This is a genomic window from Streptomyces milbemycinicus (genome assembly GCF_002154605.1).
Taxonomy (GTDB): domain Bacteria; phylum Actinomycetota; class Actinomycetes; order Streptomycetales; family Streptomycetaceae; genus Streptomyces; species Streptomyces milbemycinicus.
The window spans coordinates 1-17,528 of record NZ_MUNE01000334.1; the positions used below are offsets into that span (position 1 = coordinate 1).

General features: G+C 72.8%; 16 protein-coding genes. 6 read left to right on the plus strand and 10 right to left on the minus strand.

Going from position 1 to position 17,528, the window contains the following annotated elements:
• The first annotated feature begins 325 nt into the window (after nucleotides 1-325).
• Complete coding sequence (gene folE / locus CCN51_RS26095; RefSeq protein WP_014178504.1) at nucleotides 326-931, plus strand: GTP cyclohydrolase I FolE; 606 nt, start codon at nucleotides 326-328, stop codon at nucleotides 929-931.
• A gap of 60 nt (nucleotides 932-991) precedes the next feature.
• On the opposite strand, the gene CCN51_RS26100 is transcribed toward folE, so the two are convergent.
• The 6 genes from CCN51_RS26100 to CCN51_RS26125 form a co-directional block, all read right to left on the minus strand.
• Nucleotides 992-1,486, minus strand: coding sequence for a DUF3180 domain-containing protein (locus CCN51_RS26100; RefSeq protein ID WP_014178505.1), 495 nt, complete (start codon nucleotides 1,484-1,486; stop codon nucleotides 992-994).
• 136 nt (nucleotides 1,487-1,622) lie between these two features.
• Nucleotides 1,623-2,216, minus strand: a complete 594-nt coding sequence (gene folK / locus CCN51_RS26105; RefSeq protein WP_014178506.1) for a 2-amino-4-hydroxy-6-hydroxymethyldihydropteridine diphosphokinase — start codon at nucleotides 2,214-2,216, stop codon at nucleotides 1,623-1,625.
• On the minus strand, nucleotides 2,213-2,572 hold the full coding sequence (gene folB, locus CCN51_RS26110; RefSeq protein WP_014178507.1) for a dihydroneopterin aldolase: 360 nt from the start codon (nucleotides 2,570-2,572) through the stop codon (nucleotides 2,213-2,215). The genes folK and folB overlap by 4 nt, the downstream gene beginning before the upstream one ends.
• A gap of 330 nt (nucleotides 2,573-2,902) precedes the next feature.
• Nucleotides 2,903-3,397, minus strand: a complete 495-nt coding sequence (locus tag CCN51_RS26115; protein ID WP_014178508.1) for a nuclear transport factor 2 family protein — start codon at nucleotides 3,395-3,397, stop codon at nucleotides 2,903-2,905.
• The gene (folP, locus tag CCN51_RS26120; protein WP_043487382.1) at nucleotides 3,394-4,269 is read right to left on the minus strand and encodes a dihydropteroate synthase; all 876 of its coding nucleotides are present in this window, start codon (nucleotides 4,267-4,269) and stop codon (nucleotides 3,394-3,396) included. The genes CCN51_RS26115 and folP overlap by 4 nt, the downstream gene beginning before the upstream one ends.
• 70 nt (nucleotides 4,270-4,339) lie before the next feature.
• A complete protein-coding gene (locus CCN51_RS26125) occupies nucleotides 4,340-6,175 on the minus strand; it encodes a phosphatidylglycerol lysyltransferase domain-containing protein (protein WP_055413988.1) in 1,836 nt (611 codons plus the stop codon).
• A gap of 139 nt (nucleotides 6,176-6,314) precedes the next feature.
• Between CCN51_RS26125 and CCN51_RS26130 the strand changes: the two genes are divergently transcribed.
• A complete protein-coding gene (locus CCN51_RS26130; RefSeq protein ID WP_014178511.1) occupies nucleotides 6,315-7,445 on the plus strand; it encodes an alpha/beta hydrolase in 1,131 nt (376 codons plus the stop codon).
• 176 nt (nucleotides 7,446-7,621) lie between these two features.
• Here CCN51_RS26130 and CCN51_RS26135 read toward each other — a convergent pair whose 3' ends face one another.
• Nucleotides 7,622-8,791, minus strand: a complete 1,170-nt coding sequence (locus tag CCN51_RS26135; RefSeq protein WP_086860144.1) for an ABC transporter ATP-binding protein — start codon at nucleotides 8,789-8,791, stop codon at nucleotides 7,622-7,624.
• A gap of 160 nt (nucleotides 8,792-8,951) precedes the next feature.
• Here CCN51_RS26135 and CCN51_RS26140 point away from each other — a divergent pair, with 160 nt between their 5' ends.
• The 3 genes from CCN51_RS26140 to CCN51_RS26150 all read left to right on the plus strand — a co-directional run bounded on the left by CCN51_RS26140 (nucleotide 8,952) and on the right by CCN51_RS26150 (nucleotide 12,260).
• Entirely contained in the window at nucleotides 8,952-10,487 is a 1,536-nt protein-coding gene (locus CCN51_RS26140; RefSeq protein ID WP_014177131.1) for an aromatic amino acid ammonia-lyase, read from the plus strand.
• A 47-nt stretch (nucleotides 10,488-10,534) separates the two neighbouring features.
• The gene (locus CCN51_RS26145; protein ID WP_014177130.1) at nucleotides 10,535-11,536 is read left to right on the plus strand and encodes a MurR/RpiR family transcriptional regulator; all 1,002 of its coding nucleotides are present in this window, start codon (nucleotides 10,535-10,537) and stop codon (nucleotides 11,534-11,536) included.
• Nucleotides 11,537-11,675: 139 nt separating this feature from the next.
• A complete protein-coding gene (locus CCN51_RS26150) occupies nucleotides 11,676-12,260 on the plus strand; it encodes a hypothetical protein (RefSeq protein ID WP_014177129.1) in 585 nt (194 codons plus the stop codon).
• 160 nt (nucleotides 12,261-12,420) lie between these two features.
• On the opposite strand, the gene CCN51_RS26155 is transcribed toward CCN51_RS26150, so the two are convergent.
• From CCN51_RS26155 to CCN51_RS26165, 3 genes are all read right to left on the minus strand, one after another.
• Nucleotides 12,421-13,833, minus strand: coding sequence for a type III PLP-dependent enzyme domain-containing protein (locus tag CCN51_RS26155; RefSeq protein ID WP_078610912.1), 1,413 nt, complete (start codon nucleotides 13,831-13,833; stop codon nucleotides 12,421-12,423).
• Nucleotides 13,834-13,997: 164 nt separating this feature from the next.
• Entirely contained in the window at nucleotides 13,998-14,468 is a 471-nt protein-coding gene (locus tag CCN51_RS26160; protein WP_014177127.1) for a MerR family transcriptional regulator, read from the minus strand.
• Between the two features lie 58 nt (nucleotides 14,469-14,526).
• Entirely contained in the window at nucleotides 14,527-15,552 is a 1,026-nt protein-coding gene (locus tag CCN51_RS26165; protein ID WP_014177126.1) for an MDR family NADP-dependent oxidoreductase, read from the minus strand.
• Nucleotides 15,553-15,742: 190 nt separating this feature from the next.
• On the opposite strand from CCN51_RS26165, the gene hutU reads away from it, so the two are divergent.
• Nucleotides 15,743-17,425: a urocanate hydratase gene (gene hutU / locus CCN51_RS26170; protein ID WP_014177125.1), complete on the plus strand. Its 1,683-nt coding sequence runs from the start codon at nucleotides 15,743-15,745 to the stop codon at nucleotides 17,423-17,425.
• Nucleotides 17,426-17,528 lie beyond the last annotated feature (103 nt).

The window sequence follows — 17,528 nt, forward strand, 5'->3', positions numbered from 1 at the left end:
GAGGGGGGCTGGGCACCGTTGGCCGGTGCTCTCCCCCCGGGAGCTCGCCCCGGCCAACGGTGCCCAGCCCCCCTCGGCGGCCGGTCTCGCGAAGGCCACCACCCCCGAGGACAGCGCCGAGCGCCCGGAAGAGGCCGGTCCCGAGAGCTGACCCGACCGGTGGGTCGTCTGCGGGCCGTACAGGCCCGTAGCGGCCCAAACCGACCCGGAATGAATGCCGCGTCCCCCAGGTTCTAGCCTTGGGGGCGCGGCATCCGCGTTTTTTGAGGTTTCGCGGTTTGAGGTTTCACGTTTTTTCGGTGCGCATGAGGAACGAGGCAGCTGCATGACCGACTCCATCTCGCTGGACGGCCAGGGCCCCGTCGGCGTGTTCGACGAAAAGCGCGCCGAGCAGGCGATCCGCGAGCTGCTTATCGCCGTCGGCGAGGACCCTGACCGGGAGGGGCTGCGGGAGACCCCGGGGCGGGTGGCCCGTGCGTACCGGGAGATATTCGCGGGGCTGCGGCAGAAGCCCGAGGAGGTCCTGACCACGACCTTCGACCTGGGCCATGACGAGATGGTGCTGGTGAAGGACATCGAGGTGATGTCCTCGTGCGAGCACCACCTGGTGCCCTTCGTGGGCGTCGCCCATGTCGGCTATATCCCGTCCAACGACGGCAAGATCACCGGGCTGTCCAAGCTGGCCCGGCTGGTCGATGTCTTCGCCCGTCGCCCGCAGGTCCAGGAGCGGCTGACCACGCAGATCGCCGACTCCCTGATGCGGATCCTGGAGCCGCGCGGTGTGATCGTGGTGGTCGAATGCGAGCACATGTGCATGACCATGCGCGGGGTGCGCAAGCCCGGGGCGAAGACGCTCACCTCAGCCGTGCGCGGCCAGCTGCGCGATCCGGCGACCCGCGCCGAGGCGATGAGCCTCATCATGGCGCGCTAGCCGCGCGCCGTATCGCTGCGTAATTGCTGCGTAATTGCTGCGTATCGCCGCCGTGCTGAGCTACGCCCGGGCCGCCGCGCCCGGCCCGTTCCCGGTGTCGTCGTCCTCGGGCAGTTTGCAGACCCGCTCCAGGAAGAACGCGGCGGCGACCACGGCCGCCCCTGCCAGCACCGAAGCCGCCGCGTAGATCGCCTGGTCCTTGCGGGCGGGCACATCCATCTGCTCCAGCAGCAGAAACACCCCGACCCCGCCGTACATCCCCGAGACCAGCGCTGCCACCAGCGCGCTCGCCTGGCCGAAGACCACCGCGCGGGCGGCCACCAGCGGATCCACGCCCTTCGCGCCGGGCCGGCGCTCGCGCTGGGCGCGCAGCCGGGCCCGCAGGGACAGGGCGGTCGCGGCCAGCACGACCGCGATCAGGGCCAGCACGATCGGCGCGGCCACCGGCACGCTGGGCAGCGAGCCCAGCGTGTCCCACAGCCGGGCGCCCGCCCATGACACCACACCGGCCACGACGAACAGCCCGAGCAGCACCGTGATCCGAAGTTGCTTCACCGAGCGGTCGCCCCTCAAGTCGTACGTAATCGCGAAGTCGTACGCAGTCGCGCGGAATCTACGGGATCCGTGGAATCTGCGGGATCTGCGGAAGCCAAGTGATTCGTGGAATCCACGGCATCCACGAGATCAACGTCTATTCGGGCAGCCGCAGTTCCAGGTCCGCCCGCGCCTGTACGCCCTCCCGGCCCACCTCGGCCAGCAGCCGCGAGACCGCCCCGAGCCCAGGGACCTCGGCCCCCGGGTCCACGTCGTGCCAGGGGACGAGCACGAAGGCGCGCTCGTGGGCGCGGGGGTGCGGCAGGGTGAGCACCGGGTCGTCGGAGATCACGTCCTGGTACGTGACGATGTCCACATCCAGCGTCCGGGGGCCCCAGCGCTCATCGCGCACTCGCTCGAACGCCTCCTCGATGGCGTGTCCCCGCTCCAGCAGCGAGGAGGGCGGCAGCGTCGTTTTGATCAGCACCACGGCGTTGAAATACGTCGCCTGGGCGCCCGGTTCCACCCCCCACGGCTCGGTCTCGTACACCGGAGAGACCGCCTTGACCCGCAGGCCCGGGGTGTCCTCCAGCGCGTCGACCGCGCCCTGCAGGGTCTCCAGGCGATTGCCCAGATTGCTGCCGAGCGAGATCACCGCCCATTTCGGATTCGACAACGTCACATCGGCCGCGTCCACCCGCTCCACGACGGAGGCTGGGACGGGCTGCACGGTCGGGTCGCTGCTGCTCATGCTCGGCTCCGGGTGATGGTGATGGTCACGTCGTCGAAGGGCACGGTGATCGGGGCCTCCGGCTTGTGCACCACGACCTCGACCTCCCGCACCTGCTCGTGCTTGAGGCACCGCTCGGCGATCCGGTCGGCGAGGGTTTCGATCAGGGCGACCGGCTCCCCCTCCACCACCTCCACGACCTCCTCGGCCACCACGCCGTAGTGGACGGTCTTGGTGAGGTCGTCGGTGGCCGCGGCGGGCCGGGTGTCCAGGCCGAGCACCAGGTCCACGACGAAGGTCTGGCCCTCCTCGCGCTCATGGGGGAAAACCCCGTGGTGCCCGCGGGCCTTCAGGCCGCGCAGCGCGACACGATCCACCCGAATCACTCCTGCTGTCGTCGGTCGGGGCACGTCCGATATAGCCGGAACGCACCACCCGTCCCCCGCCGTCGGCGGGGGCACCTCCTTCGAATCTACCTGCGAGCAAGGACAGCACTCGCCCACGGGGGCCCGTGGCGCGCGCTCCAGGAGCCCCCGCGCCACTTCCCCCTACCCGCCCTCGGCGCAGATCTCACGCACGGTTTGGCGAGTGAACCGAAGGGGCGCGCCGCTGTCGACCGTCGACAGGGGCTGAGGCGCCCCGGAGGAGAACCGGGCCCGAAAAAAAGAGGGGGCGGGTCGCGCGATATGGCGTTCCGGGTGCGGCGCTCAGGGCAGCAGCTGATCCGGGTCGTCGTCCGGGCCCTCGGGCTCCGCCGCGGCGTCGGCTGCGTCGTCCTGCTCCGCCAGCACCGGCGATCCGTGGTGGGCCCAGACCTTCCAGCCGTCCTCGGTCCGCCGGAAGGCGTTCGTGGCCACCACCAGCTGCCCCACCAGCGGGCCGAGCTGGCCCTCCTCCTCCGCCGGGGCGCCGCTGAGGATGTTCTCCGTACAGGTCACCATTGCGGTATCGGACATGATCGACACCTCCACATCCGTCAGGAAGAACTGGATGTAGTCGGTGTTCGCCATGATCAGCGCATAGGAGCGAAGCACCTCGCTGCGCCCGCGCAGCACCGGCCAGCCCGGGTGCACACAGGAGACCTCGGTGTCCGGGTCGTCGAGCCACAGCCGCGACATCGCCCCGTGGTCGCCCTGCTCCATGGCCTCGTAGAGCGCGGTGTTGGCCAGTGCCACCCGCTCGCTGTCCGTCAGGGAAGTCACACCGCTCCCGCCGTGTCAGCCGCTTCGATCGCCCGGGCCACGCGCACCGCGTCGGCGCTCGCGCGTACCTCGTGCACCCGCACCGCCCACGCGCCTTCCCGCGCCGCGATCGCCGACACCGCCGCCGTCGCCGCGTCCCGCTCCCGGGCGCGTGGCGGGCTGCCGCCATCCCCGGCCAGTACGCGCCCCAGGAACCGCTTCCGCGAGGCCGCCACCAGCAGCGGCCGGCCCAGCTCCCGCAGCGCGCTCAGCCGGGCGACGAGCGCCAGGTCGTGCTCGGCGTCCTTCGCGAAGCCGAGGCCGGGGTCGATCACGATCCGCTCCGGATCGACGCCGCCGGCCACCGCACGCTCCAGGCTCGCCCGCAGCTCCGCGACGACCTCGCCGACCACGTCCGCGTAGACCGCGCGGTTGTTCATGTCGATCGACTGGCCGCGCCAGTGCATCACCACGAAGGGCACCCCGGCGGCGGCGACCATCGGGACCATCGCCGGGTCGGCACCGCCCCCGCTCACGTCGTTGACCAGCCGCGCCCCGGCCTCCACCGCGCGCTCGGCGACCGCCGCGCGCATGGTGTCCACGCTGACCACGAGCCCCGCGGCGGCCAGCTCGCGCACCACCGGGACCACCCGGCGCAGCTCCTCGGCCTCGTCGACGCGCGGCGCGCCCGGGCGGGTCGACTCGCCTCCGACGTCCACCAGGTCCGCCCCGGCCGCGACCAGGTCCAGGCCGTGCTTGACGGCCAGCTCGGTGTCGAACCACTGACCGCCGTCGGAGAACGAGTCGGGCGTGACATTGACCACGCCCATCACCGCGCACCGGTCCCACTCCGGCAGTCCGGCCACCCGGCCCCGTTCACGCAACGTCCTCATGACCCCAGCCTAGGCGTACGAGCAGGAGCTGCCTCGCCCGCGCCCGCCCGTGCCCAGGCCGGCGGGCGCGTCACGCGGCCTGTTCGAGGCCGCCGCGCGAGGCCGCCGCGACCTGATGGGCGCAGGGCCTCGGCTCGGGGCGCCGCCCACGGCGCAGCAGCCGGGGCAGGGCCAGTGAGACGAAGCCCTCGGCCTGCATCGCCGCCAACCCGATGCGCGGCAGATCGCGGGTGTTGCGGAAGACCACGAAGCGCGGCTCCCAGCGCGGCTGGAACTTGGCGTTGAACTTGTACAGCGACTCGATCTGGAACCAGCGCGACAGGAACACCAGCAGCCCCCGCCAGCCCCGCAGCACCGGCCCCGCGCCCAGCTTCTCGCCGCGCGCCAGCGCGGAGCGGAACATCGCGAAGTTCAGCGACACGCGGCCGACCCCGAGCCCCCCGGCGGCCTGCAGGGAGGCGACGATCAGCAGCTCGTTCATGCCCGGGTCGGCGCTGCGGTCGCGGCGCATGAGGTCCAGTGACATCCCGTCCCGGCCCCACGGCACGAAGTGCAGTACGGCCTTGAGGTCCCCGTACGGGCCCGGCTCGGCGCCCTCCTCGGGGGCCTTGTGGGCGGTGGCGATGACCGAGTCCCCGTCCGCCGGGTCGCCGATCCGGCCCAGCGCCATGGAGAAGCCGCGCTCGGTGTCGGTGCCCCGCCAGTCCGCGGCGGCCTGCCGGATGGTCCCCAGCTCGTCCTCGCTCAGGTCGCTCGCGCGCCGTACCCGGGTCTCGTACCCGGCCCGCTCGATGCGCTTGACCATCTGGCGGACGTTACGCATCGCGCGCCCGGACAGGGTGAAGTCCGCCACGTCCACGATCGCCTCGTCGCCCAGCTCCAGCGCGTCGAGGCCGGTCTCCCGGGTCCACACCTCGCCCCCGGTCTCGCTGCACCCCATGACCGCCGGGGTCCAGGAGTGCGCCCGCGCCTCCTCCATGAAGCGGGAGATGGCGCCCGGCCAGGCCTCCACATCGCCGACCGGGTCGCCGCTGGCGAGCATCACCCCGGAGACGACCCGGTAGCAGACGGCGGCCTTGCCGCTCGGTGAGAAGACCACGCCCTTGTCGCGGCGGAGCGCGAAGTGGCCCAGCGAGTCGCGGCGCCCGTGCGCGGCGAGCAGGTCGCGCAGCCGCTCCTCGTCCGCGGGGGTCAGCCGGGCGGCGGGGTGCTCGGGGCGGAAGGCGAGGTAGGCGGTGGTCGCGACGGTCAGCAGGCCGAGCGCGCCGAGGGAGTAGCCGACGGTGTAGTCCGTACCGTCCCGGTAGCCGACCGGCCCCTCGAAGCCGAACAGCCCCCACAGCACATGTTCCAGCTGCTCCTGGAACGACGGCCGTCCCATGACGTCCTCGGGGTGCGACCGTACGATCAGCAGCCCGATCCCGACGCTCACCGCGCCCAGCACCACGAAGTTGGCCAGCGCCATCCAGCGGCTGCGCGGATCCGGCAGCGCCGCGAACTCCCGGCGATAGCGGATCATGACGCCGAGCAGCACCAGCGAGAGCACCGCCCCGCATATGGAGTGCCGGTAGAGCAGCTGGGCGGCCGCGCCGACGGGCAGCAGCCCGACGGCGGCGACCCAGGCGCGCCGCTTACGCCGCTTCAGCCCGTGCGCCAGCATCAGCAACAGCAGCCCCACCACGATGGACGCGGCGGCGGCCAGCGAACTCACCGCGCCCGGCAGCACGTCGGTGAGGGCGTGCACCTTGCTGTAGCGCAGTCGTGGGAAAACGATGTTCAGCAGCCCGATCAGCGTGCAGGCGGTGCCCACGGCGGTCGGCACAGCCTCCGGCCGGGGTCCGCGCGGCAGCCTCGGTGCCCGGGAGGCAACCCTTCCGGACTTTTCGGCATCTTGACTGTCAGACATTCGCTTTCCCGTCGCTCCGGTCTAGAGATCCGTCTCTGACGCAGTATCTGGACATTTCGCGCCTACCAAGACGGCGTTTGTCGGGGCGGGGTTCCATCGCGCGGCACGGGGGAGCCGGCCGCCCGGCAGAAAGATAGTGATGGGTCTTACGAGCAACAACGTCGTGATGGTGTCAGTCGTCGCGTCGGTGCTGCTGTTCGGCGCCACGATCTGGGTCTGGCCCAGGCTCGCCCGACGCGGAGTCGCCCCGGTGCTCGGCCGGATCGGCATGCTCCTGGTCACACAGGTATCGCTGTTCGCCGCGCTCGGTCTGTTCGCCAACCAGTCGTTCGGCTTCTACGGTTCCTGGGCCGACCTGTTCGGCACGGAGACCACCCCGGGCGTCGTCGTGAACCACACTCCGGGCTCCACCCGGGTGCAGGTCACCGACATCCGGACGGTCAACGTGCCCGGCGGCTCGGCGCCCGCCGCCGCCGGGCGGATCGAGAAGGTCACCATCAAGGGGCCGCTCTCCGGGCTGGCCAGCCCGGCGTATGTCTATCTGCCGCCGGAGTACTTCCAGCCGGAGTACGCCCGGCGCGACTTCCCCGCCACGCTGGTGCTGACCGGGTACCCGGGCACCACGGAGGCGCTGATCAACGGCCTGAAATACCCTCAGAACGCCCATAAGTTGGTCAAAGACGGCAGGATGCAGCCGATGGTCCTGGTGATGCTGCGTCCGACCGTCGCCCCGCCGCGTGACACCGAGTGCGTGGACGTGCCCCGGGGCCCGCAGACCGAGACGTTCTTCACCAAGGACGTGCCGACAGCCGTGGCCGGGCACTACCGGGTGGGTGAGCACGCCCGTAACTGGGGCGTCATCGGCAATTCCACCGGCGGCTACTGCGCGTTGAAGATGGCCATGCGCCACCCCGAGGCCTTCTCCGCCGCGGCCGGTCTCTCCCCCTCGTACAAGGCCCCGATCGACGCGACCACCGGCGATCTGTTCGGCGGCAGCAAGCAACTGGAGCGGGAGAACAACCTGATGTGGCGGCTGGACCACAAACCCGCGCCGCCGGTGTCCCTCCTGGTCTCCAGCAGCGAGCACGGTGAGAAGAACTACAAGGGCACCGTGAAGTTCATCGAGAAGGTCAAGGAGCTCAACGGCCGGGGCGAGCCCACCAGGATCTCCTCCATCATCCTCAAGACCGGCGGCCACAACTTCAACACCTGGAAGCGCGAGGTGCCCGCCGCGCTGGAGTGGCTGGGCGGCCGGCTCAGCAACCGTTGAGGCGCGGCGCGATGGCTGAACCGCAACCGTTGAGGCGCACGCCGGGCCGCGAGCGCTGAGGCGTACGCCGGGCCGCGAGCGCTGAGGCGCGATCGCTGAGCCACTGAGCCACGGCCACTGAGCCACGGCCACTGAGCCACGGCCACTGAGCGCGCGCGGCGAACCGCCGCGCGCGCTCACACGTCGGCGACCGTCTGCAGCTCCACCTCCGCCCGGGCGATACCGCCCGCGTCGGCGTCGATCGAGCGGCGCAGCGCCTCGTGGAGGCGGGCGGGGGTGAGCACACCGAGGAAGCGGTCGTCGTCGAGGACCGCTATCCAGCCCGCGTCGTGCTGCAGCATGGTGCTGAACGCCTGCTTGAGCGAGGAGCCGACCGGCAGCCACGCCTCCATGCGGCGGGCATGGTCCCGTACGGTCCCTCCGGCCGCCTCCTTGCCGGGCTCCTCCGCCGCATCCGCCGGGATCCAGCCGTGCAGCCGGTCCGCGTCGTCCAGTACGACGGCCCAGCGCGCCCCGTCGGCCGACAGCCGGGCGGCGGCCTTGGCCAGCGGGTCGTCGAGGTGCACCACCGGGGGCTGTTCGAGGTCGCCCGGCTCGATGGGGGTGACGGACAGCCGCTTCAGACCGCGGTCCGCGCCGACGAAGTCCGCGACGTACGGCGTGGCGGGCGCGCCCAGCACCGACGCGGGCGTGTCGAACTGCTCGATCCGCCCGGCCCCGTACACCGCGATGCGGTCGCCGAGCCGGACCGCCTCCTCGATGTCGTGGGTCACCAGCAGCACCGTCTTGCGGACCTGGGACTGCAGCCGCAGGAACTCGGTCTGCAGCCGCTCGCGGACCACCGGGTCCACGGCGCCGAACGGCTCGTCCATCAGCAGCACCGGCGGGTCGGCGGCCAGCGCGCGGGCGACGCCCACCCGCTGCTGCTGTCCTCCGGAGAGCTGATGCGGATACCGCTTGCCGGCGTCGGCGGTCAGGCCCACCAGCTCCAGCAGCTCGGCGGCGCGCGCCCGCGCCTTGCGGCGGCCCCAGCCGAGCAGCAACGGGACCGTGGCGATGTTGTCGAGCACCGTGCGGTGCGGGAACAGCCCGGCCTGCTGGATGACGTAGCCGATACCGCGCCGCAGCTCGGCGGCGTCGGCCTTGCGTATGTCACGGCCGCCGACGCTGATCGTGCCGCTGCTCGGGTCGACCATCCGGTTGACCATCCGGAGGGTGGTGGTCTTACCGCAGCCGGAGGAGCCCACGAGGACGGTGATGTCGCCCTCGGGGAGTTCGAGATCGAGATTGTCTACGGCAGTGGTGCCGTTCGGGTAGTGCTTGCTGACGTGCTTGAAGCTGATCATCCGCTTCCCCTTGCCCTGTCTGCATATAGTCATGCACAGTCATAGGCGAGTGAATAGAAGTCAAGAGTTTGGCGTTAATCAACGGTTACTTCTGCTCACAATGCGGGACGGAATGCATGTCTCCGTCCGATAAGGGTGCGGATGGAAGGGGCTCCTCTGGATGTTGTCTCAGATTCTGGACTCGGCGGGCACGGCGGGTGACGCCGCGCCGCGCATCGTGCTGGACGGGCGAACCCTGCGCGTGGCCGATGTCGTACGCCTCGCCGACCGTACGGGCCGCCCCGCGGCCCCCGATCCGGCCGCCCTCGCCCGCGCCGAGCGCGCCTGGGAGACCGCGAACCGGCTGGCCGCCACCGGGCGCGTCTACGGCCGCAGCACCGGCGTCGGCGCCAACCGCACCGAGGACGTCGGCGCCGCCGACCAGGACCACGGCCTGCGCCTGCTGCGCAGCCACGCCGGGGCCATCGGCGCGCCGCTGCCCGCCCGCGAGGTCCGCGCCATGCTCGCCGTACGCGCCAACCAGCTCCTCGCGGGCGGCGCCGGGCTGCGCCCCGCCGTCGTCACCGCCCTTGTCGAGGCCCTGGCGCGCGGCGCCCACCCGATCGTCAACGAACACGGCGCGGTCGGCACCGGCGACCTCGCCGCACTCGCCCAGACCGGCCTCGCGCTCGTCGGCGAGCACCCCTGGGACCTCGCCGACGCCGCCCCGGGCGGCGGCGCCCCCGCGCCAATCGAGCTCGACAGCAACGACGCCCTGGCCCTGATCAGCAGCAACGCCCTCACCCTCGGCCAGTCGGCGCTCGCCCTCGCCGAGCTGCGCCGACTGCTGGCCGCCTCGCTCACCGTCGCCGCGCTCTCACTGATCGCGGTCGGCGGCTCACTGGAGGCCTACGCCCAGCCCGTGCACGAGGCCCGCCCGCACCCCGGCTCCGTCGAGGCGGCCGCCCGGATGCGCGCCCTGCTCGGCGCCCCGGCCCGCCCGACGCCGCCGCTCGGCCGGATCCAGGACCCGTACGGCTTCCGCTGCCTGCCACAGATCCACGGCCCGGCGGAGGACGCCGCCGACGCGCTGGAACGGGTGTTGACCGTCGAGTTCAACGCCGCCGCCGAGAACCCGCTGATCTGCCCCGACGACGAGGCCGCCTACCACCACGGCAACTTCTACGCCGCGCACACCGCCCTCGCCCTCGACCACTTCCGGCTCGCTGCCCTGCAGACCGCCCGGCTGTCCACCGCCCGGCTCGCCGCGCTCTCCGAACCGGAGTTCACCCGGCTGCGCCCCTTCCTCGGCGACACCGCGCCCGCCAGCTCGGGCGTGATGATCCTGGAGTACGCGGCGGGGGCGGCCCTCGGCGAGATGCGGGCCGTCTCCCACCCCGCCTCCCTCGGCCACGCCGTGCTCTCGCGCGGCGTCGAGGAACAGGCCAGCTTCGCCTCGCTCGCCGCCCGGCAGACTCTGCGCGTGGTCGACAACTACCGGCAGGTGCTGGGCTGCGAACTGGTCGCGGCCATACGGGCGCTGCGCCAGCGCGGACTGGAGCCGGACCCCGAGCTGCCGGTCGGCGCGGCCTACGCGTTGGCCGAGAAGGCGCTCGATCCGAGGATGGAGGACCGTCCGCTGACGCAGGATGTGGCGGTGGCCGCGGACCTGCTGGACGGGCTGGCGGACATGAGCGTCATGAGTGTGGAGAGTTGAGCATCGGGGAGTGGGCCCGGGAGGGCTCAGAGGGGCAGGAGAGAGCGATGAGTACGGATACGGGGGCATCGGCACAGGCGGTCGGCGCGGTCGGCGCGGTCGGCGTGGACGAGGTGGACGAGGTGGCCGGGACGGGCGTCGCGGCCGGGACGGCCGGTGCGGGCGGCGCGGTTGGCGCGGTCGGCGCGGACGAGCCGGCCGGGGCGGGCAGCGGCGCGGCGCGGCTGCAGCAGCTCTTCGAGGGCCACCGCCTGACGCCCACCCAGCGGCGCATCGCCCACTGCATGGTGCGGCGGGCGGCCGACGCGCCGTTCCTGTCGAGCGTCGAACTCGCCGAGCTGGCCGGCGTCAGCCAGCCGTCGGTGACCCGCTTCGCGGTCGCCCTCGGCTTCGACGGCTACCCGGCGCTGCGCAGACATCTGCGGGAGGTCGCCCCCGCCGCCGCCGTCGCCGAGCGGGTCGCGGGCGAGGGCGCGTACAACGAGTACCAGCAGGCGGTGCAGTCGGAGATCGACAACCTGCGCCATCTGGCGTCCCTGCTCGCCGACCCGGCCCCGGTCGCCCGGGCCGGGCGGCTGCTCGCCGAGTCCCGGCCGCTGCCGGTCCTCGGGCTGCGCGCGGCCTCCGCCCAGGCGGGCGGCTTCGCGTACTTCGCGCGCAAGGTCCACCCGGACGTACGCCTGCTGGACGAGGGCGGCACCATGCTCACCGACCGCGTCGACGCCGCCGTACGCGCGGGCGCGAGCGCCCTGCTGTGCTTCGCCCTGCCGCGCCATCCGCGCGAGGTCGTCGAGGGCCTGGAGTACGCCCGGTCCGCCGGGCTGACCGTGGTGACCGTCGCCGACAGCGCCTTCGCGCCGGTCGCCCGCCACAGCGATCTGCTGCTCCCCGCGGCGGTGGGCACCGGCCTCGCCTTCGACACGGCCTGCGCGCCGATGCTGCTGGGGCGGGTGCTGCTGGAGGCGATGTGCGACGCGCTGCCGGAGGCACAGGCGCGGCTGGAGGAGTTCGACGCGAAGGCCGCGGAGCGGGGACTCTTCGTGGAGTAGGCGTGGAGCAGGCGTGGAGCAGGCGCGGACTAGGCGCGTCTCACGGAATTCTCACACCTGGTGACTAGAGTCCCTCCCCGAACGGATGTATGTACGGCTTGAGCGTGAGCCGAATTCGTTGACCAGGAGGAGGTCTGTCGTGGGGCGCGGGGCGTATGCGCTGGCCCGGGTGGCCGTGGTCGTACGGGCGCCGGCGGGGTGGCTGTGGTGGCCGGGCGTACTGGCCGCCGGCGTCGGGGTGTTGGTGCCGGGGCTGACGGGCCGCCGGATCGGAGTGCTGGCCGGGGCGGCGCTGTTCCTGATCGCGGCGGCCGTGGCCTTCCTGGTGCGCCGGGGACGCTATCTGGAACTGGCGCGCGCCGCCTCCCGGGCGGGCAAGTCGGTGTTCCTCCAGGACCGCGCGGTGACGGTACGGGCCCGGCGGCGGGCACTGCGCTGGTGGCTGCTGCTGGCGTTCCTGGCCGCGGTGGGGTCGTCGGCCGCCGTACCCGCGGCCGCCGGGATGCTGCAGGCCGGGATCGGCGCCGGTCTGTGGGCCAAGGCGCTGTGGCTGGGCCGCTGGGAACGGGCCAACGACGTACTGCTGTGGGTGCGCACGGAGTGGGTGGCCCGCGGCAAGCCGGCGGGCAAGGGCGTCAGCGCCTACCAGACCACGGGGATGGTGGCCGGCGACGCGGGGCCGGGCGGCGCCCGGCGGGGCCGCGCGACGGCGGCGGCGCGCTGACGCGCTGACGCGGTGGCGGTGTGCGCGCCGTGCGTGGTGGCACCGCGTCTGCCGCGTCTGCCGCGCACGCGACGTACGGGACACGGGGAGCGGGGCACGATGGGCCGGGCGCCGCGCTCGCCGCGCCGCCCGCGCCCCGTGCGTCCCGCACGTGCACGGGTCACAGGCCCGACAGCGCGCCCATGTGCTCGCCGCCGCTCTCGGCGACGATCTCGTCGAGGGACTGCGGCGAGCGTACGGGGGCGAAGCGAACGTGGCCTTTCCTGCTGCCGCTGCCGCCGCCGGTGACCGAGAAGCCGTAGATCCCGGGGCGGGGCAGGCTGTTGTAGGCGAAGTGGTTGGAGAAGTAGTACGCGCCCGTGTCGAGCAGCGCGACCAGGTCACCCGCCTTGAGCTCGGGCAGCGGCCGGTCCACGGCGACCAGGTCGCCCGCGAAGCAGCACGGCCCGGCGACGTCCTGGGCGACCGGGCCGTCCGGTCCGGTCGGCTTGGCCACGCCCTCCCAGTCGTAGGCCGTCACCCGCAGCGGCCATGACTCCGGGGCGAACACGGTGCGCGTGGCCAGCTGGGCGCCCGCGTGGGTGATGGCGATCGGCCGGCCGCCGGCCGACTTGGCGTACTCCACCCGCGCCAGCACCGTGCCGGACTTGGCGAGCAGCGACCGCCCGAACTCGGTGACCAGCCCGTACCGGCCGTCGAACAGCCCGGGGACGGTGTCGAGCAGCAGCCGGGCGTAGTCGCGGTAGCCGGGGGTGATCTCGTCGGAGCCGAAGTTGACGGGCAGCCCGCCGCCGATGTCGAGCGTGTCGATCTGCTGTCGGCCGACCGCCCGGTTGATCTCCTCGGCGAGCTCGTACGCCGCCCGTACGCCCGCCGCCATCAGCTCCAGCGGGCAGCCCTGCGAGCCCACGTGTGCATGCAGCCGGGTCAGCCAGGGCCGTCTGGTGAACGCGTTCACAACCCACTCGCGCGCCCCCGGGTCCAGCAGCGCCACCCCGAACTTCGAGGTCGCCGTGGCGGTGCTGAGCGCCCCGATGCTGCCGCCGCCCACCTGCGGATTGACCCGCAGCCCGAGCGGGCCGGGCGGCAGGGCGGGCCCGGGGCCGTTCCGTGGCCGTACGAGCGCGTCGAGGCGCGCCAGCTCCTGCGGGTTGTCGGCGTTGACCGCGATGCCGAGCTCGATGGCCTCGCGCAGCTCGGCGGTGGTCTTGGCGGGCGCGTCGAGCACGATGTGCTCGGCCCGGACCCCCGCGGCCCGGGCCAGGGCCAGTTCGCCGGGGCTGGCCACCTCGCAGCCGATCCCCTCGTCGGCCAGCAGCCGCAGCACGGGGACCAGCGAGGCGGCCTTGACGGCGAAGGCGTGCAGCACGGGTGTGCCCGGCGCGACGACCTCGTCGAAGGCGGCCCACAGCTCGGCCGCGGCGGCCCGGATGCCGGCCACGTCCAGCAGCCCGACGACGGGCTGATCGGCCCCGATCAGCCCCTGCTCCACGGCGGCCCGCACCGCCCGCTCCCGACGGACGGCCGCCTGCGCGCCTGCCCCTGCCCCCGTTGCCACCGGCTTCGATGTCATGGTCACCAGCCAAGCACCATGCGCCCCCGCCGCCCAGCCTGTCCCGCCCGTTGTCCCGCGTGGTGGGCCAGACGGTTTACCCGTCCGCGCGGGTGTGGACGCCGACCGCCGCGCCGCCATCGGCCCCGGCGTCGCGTGCGGGGCGCCCCCTTTGACGACAGGCCCTAGCCCGCCGCAGGGGTTCGTGCGGGGTCCAGGTCGCGGCCGAGGTCGCGCAGCGGGCCGCCGACCCGGTGCGCGAGCCCGTCGCGCAGCTCCGTCAGCCGCTCGATGCGCTCGTCGAGATACGCCAGCCGGCGGCGGACGATCATGTTGGGGAGGGTGCACAGGCCCGGCTCCCCGTCGGCGCGGGACCCGTCGGCCCGGGACCCGTCCGTCCGGGGCTCTCCGCGGGTGGGGCGGTCGCGGCGGTTCGCGGGGAGCGCTCCGATGGCCGCCACGAGGGCCCGTACGTCCTCGATGGTCAGGCCCGCGGTCAGCAACTCGCGCACGGCGCGCAGATGTCGTACGTCCTCGGCCGTGTAGTCGCGGTGGCCGGAGGACGTGCGGCGCGCGGTGAGCAGTCCGCGCTCTTCGTAGTAGCGCAGCGCCCGCGGTGTCAGCCCGGCGGCAGCGGCCGCGTCCCCGATCCGCATGGGTCCCCCGTTCCTTCTGTTCCTTTCCGCTGGGAAGGCCATTGTCGCGCCGAGCCGCCTACAACTCCACCAGTACCGCGCCCACATGGCGACCCTCGACCAGTTCGCACAGTGCGCGCGGCGCCTGCTCGACGCCCCGCAGCCGGGTGTGCGGATAGGTCATCGTGCCCTCGCTCAGCGCGCGGCCGAATTCGCGCTCGTACTGCGGATACGCGTCCAGGTAGTCGTAGGCCGCGGTGCCGCGCAGCGTGATCCCTCGCGCGATGAGGTCGAAGGCGCTGATCGGGACGGTGGCCATGGCGTCGCCGGTCAGCTGCGCGGACAGCGCGCCGACGAGGGCGAAGCGGGCGCCCCGGCGGGCCACGGCCAGCGCGGCCAGCAGTTGTTCGCCGCCGACGTTGTCGAAGACCGCGTCGATGCCGTCCGGGGCCGCCTCGCGCAGCTGGTCCTCGATGGGTCCGGCGCCCCGGATGACGGCCGCGTCGTAGCCGAGCTCCTTGACCAGGTATTCGGCCTTGCGCGGGGAGCCGGTGGAGCCGATGACCCGGGCGGCGCCGTGCAGCCGGGCGAACTGCCCGGCCAGGGTGCCGACCCCGCCGGCCGCGCCGGTGACGAACACGGTGTCCCCGGCCCGTACCTCGGCCCCGCGCACCACCCCCAGCCAGGCGGCGAAGCCCTGCGACAGATACGCGGCGGGGTCAGGGAGCGTCCCCGGGCTCAGCCGCTGCGCCTCGGCGGCGTCCACGACCGCGTACTCGCGCCAGCCCAGCCGGTGCCGGACCAGTTCGCCGGGGACGAGGTCGGTGCCGGGCGCGGCCGCGACCACCTCGCCGATGGCGGGGCCGTGCATGGGGTCGCCGGGCTGCTGCAGCAGCTGGGCCAGGGCGAAGCGGTCGGGGTCGGCGATGGTCAGGGGGCGCATCACGGCGGCGACATTCATGAGCTGGTTGCGCACGAGCACCTGCCCGGGGCCGGGCTCGGTTACCGGGGCGGTGGTGACCTCGAAGTGGTCGGTGGTGAGCTTGTCCTGGGGCCGGGCGGCCAGCAGCACCTGGCGGTGGGTGGCGGGCACGGACAGCGGCATGGAGCGCTCCTCGGTGTGGTGGGGAGTGGGAGTAGCGGTGGAGCGGAACGCCGAGACGGTAAGACCTGACGTATACGTCAACCGCAAGCCCGTCCCCCAGAACACTCCGCGAGGCGGTATTGACTAGCTCTATTCATCAAGGTGAAGATGTGAATATCTCGATCCAGTCGACGGCAGGGAGGCACGGCCCATGTCAGGACCGCGACCCGTACGCGCACCGCGCGGCACCGAGCTCAGCGCCCGGGGATGGCAGCAGGAAGCCGCCCTCCGGATGCTGCAGAACAACCTCGACCCGGAGGTCGCCGAGCACCCGGACAAACTCGTGGTCTACGGCGGCACGGGCAAGGCAGCCCGCGACTGGCGCTCGTTCGACGCCATGGTCCGCACGCTGACCACGCTCAAGCAGGACGAGACGATGCTGGTCCAGTCGGGCCGGCCGGTCGGCGTGATGCAGACCCACGAATGGGCGCCGCGCGTGCTGATCGCCAACTCCAACCTGGTCGGCGACTGGGCCAACTGGGAGGAGTTCCGCCGCCTGGAGGCGCTGGGCCTGACCATGTACGGCCAGATGACCGCGGGCTCGTGGATCTACATCGGCACCCAGGGAATCCTCCAGGGGACGTACGAGACGTTCGCCGCGGTCGCCGCGAAGCTGCATTCAATGGGTAGAGGGGTCAACGGCACCCTGGCCGGGACCATCACCCTCACCGCCGGGCTCGGCGGCATGGGCGGCGCCCAGCCGCTCGCGGTCACCATGAACGACGGCGTCGCCATCTGCATCGACTGCGACCCGCGCGCCATCGAGCGCCGTATCGACCACCGCTACCTGGACGTACGGGCCGACAGCCTGGACCACGCCCTCCAGCTTGCGGTCGAGGCGCGCGACGCCAGGCGGCCGCTGTCCATCGGCGTCCTGGGCAACGCGGCCGAGCTGGTCCCCCAGCTGCTCGCGATGAACGCCCCCATCGACATCGTCACCGACCAGACCAGCGCCCACGACCCGCTGTCGTATCTGCCGCTGGGCGTGGACTTCGACGAGATGGCCTCGTACGCGGCCGAGAAGCCCGCCGACTTCACCCAGCGGGCCCGCGAGGCCATGGCGACCCACGTCGAGGCCATGGTCGGCTTCATGGACGCGGGCGCCGAGGTCTTCGACTACGGCAACTCGATCCGCGGCGAGGCCCAGCTGGCCGGATACGACCGCGCCTTCGCCTTCCCCGGTTTTGTGCCCGCCTACATCCGCCCCCTCTTCGCCGAGGGCAAGGGCCCCTTCCGCTGGGCGGCCCTGTCCGGCGACCCCAAGGACATCGCGGCCACCGACAAGGCCATCCTCGACCTCTTCCCGGAGAACGAGTCGCTGGCCCGCTGGATCAAGCTGGCGGGGGAGCGGGTCCACTTCCAGGGCCTGCCCGCCCGGATCTGCTGGCTCGGCTACGGCGAGCGCGACAAGGCGGGCGAGCGCTTCAACGAGATGGTGGCCGACGGCACCCTCGCCGCGCCGCTCGCGATCGGCCGCGACCACCTGGACTGCGGCTCGGTGGCCTCCCCGTACCGCGAGACCGAGGCGATGCTCGACGGCTCGGACGCGATCGCGGACTGGCCGCTGCTCAACGCCATGGTCAACGTCGCCTCGGGCGCGTCCTGGGTCTCCATCCACCACGGCGGCGGCGTCGGCATGGGCCGCTCCATCCACGCCGGCCAGGTCACGGTCGCCGACGGCACACCGCTGGCGGGCGAGAAGATCCGCCGCGTGCTGACTAACGACCCGGGCATGGGCGTAATCCGCCACGTCGACGCGGGCTACGACCGAGCGGACGAGGTAGCGGCGGAACGAGGCGTAAGGATCCCCATGCGCGAGGACGAAACGGCGTGAGCGATCACGACAACCAGGTTGTGGGCAATCGTTCCGCTGAGGGGGCACCTCCCAGCGGTAGCTGGGGGAGGAACGGGTGGGCACAACCCACCCACCGGCCCGC

Bases quoted from the DNA above. Each gene is read 5' to 3' on its own strand.
- CCN51_RS26145 (WP_014177130.1), top strand. From the start codon at position 10,535: ATGAGTACGGATACGGGGGCATCGGCACAGGCGGTCGGCGCGGTCGGC.
- hutU (WP_014177125.1), top strand. From the start codon at position 15,743: ATGTCAGGACCGCGACCCGTACGCGCACCGCGCGGCACCGAGCTCAGC.
- folK (WP_014178506.1), bottom strand. From the start codon at position 2,216: ATGAGCAGCAGCGACCCGACCGTGCAGCCCGTCCCAGCCTCCGTCGTG.
- CCN51_RS26130 (WP_014178511.1), top strand. From the start codon at position 6,315: ATGGGTCTTACGAGCAACAACGTCGTGATGGTGTCAGTCGTCGCGTCG.
- CCN51_RS26160 (WP_014177127.1), bottom strand. From the start codon at position 14,468: ATGCGGATCGGGGACGCGGCCGCTGCCGCCGGGCTGACACCGCGGGCG.
- CCN51_RS26125 (WP_055413988.1), bottom strand. From the start codon at position 6,175: ATGTCTGACAGTCAAGATGCCGAAAAGTCCGGAAGGGTTGCCTCCCGG.
- folP (WP_043487382.1), bottom strand. From the start codon at position 4,269: ATGAGGACGTTGCGTGAACGGGGCCGGGTGGCCGGACTGCCGGAGTGG.
- CCN51_RS26140 (WP_014177131.1), top strand. From the start codon at position 8,952: ATGTTGTCTCAGATTCTGGACTCGGCGGGCACGGCGGGTGACGCCGCG.
- CCN51_RS26165 (WP_014177126.1), bottom strand. From the start codon at position 15,552: ATGCCGCTGTCCGTGCCCGCCACCCACCGCCAGGTGCTGCTGGCCGCC.
- CCN51_RS26155 (WP_078610912.1), bottom strand. From the start codon at position 13,833: ATGACATCGAAGCCGGTGGCAACGGGGGCAGGGGCAGGCGCGCAGGCG.
- folE (WP_014178504.1), top strand. From the start codon at position 326: ATGACCGACTCCATCTCGCTGGACGGCCAGGGCCCCGTCGGCGTGTTC.
- CCN51_RS26135 (WP_086860144.1), bottom strand. From the start codon at position 8,791: ATGATCAGCTTCAAGCACGTCAGCAAGCACTACCCGAACGGCACCACT.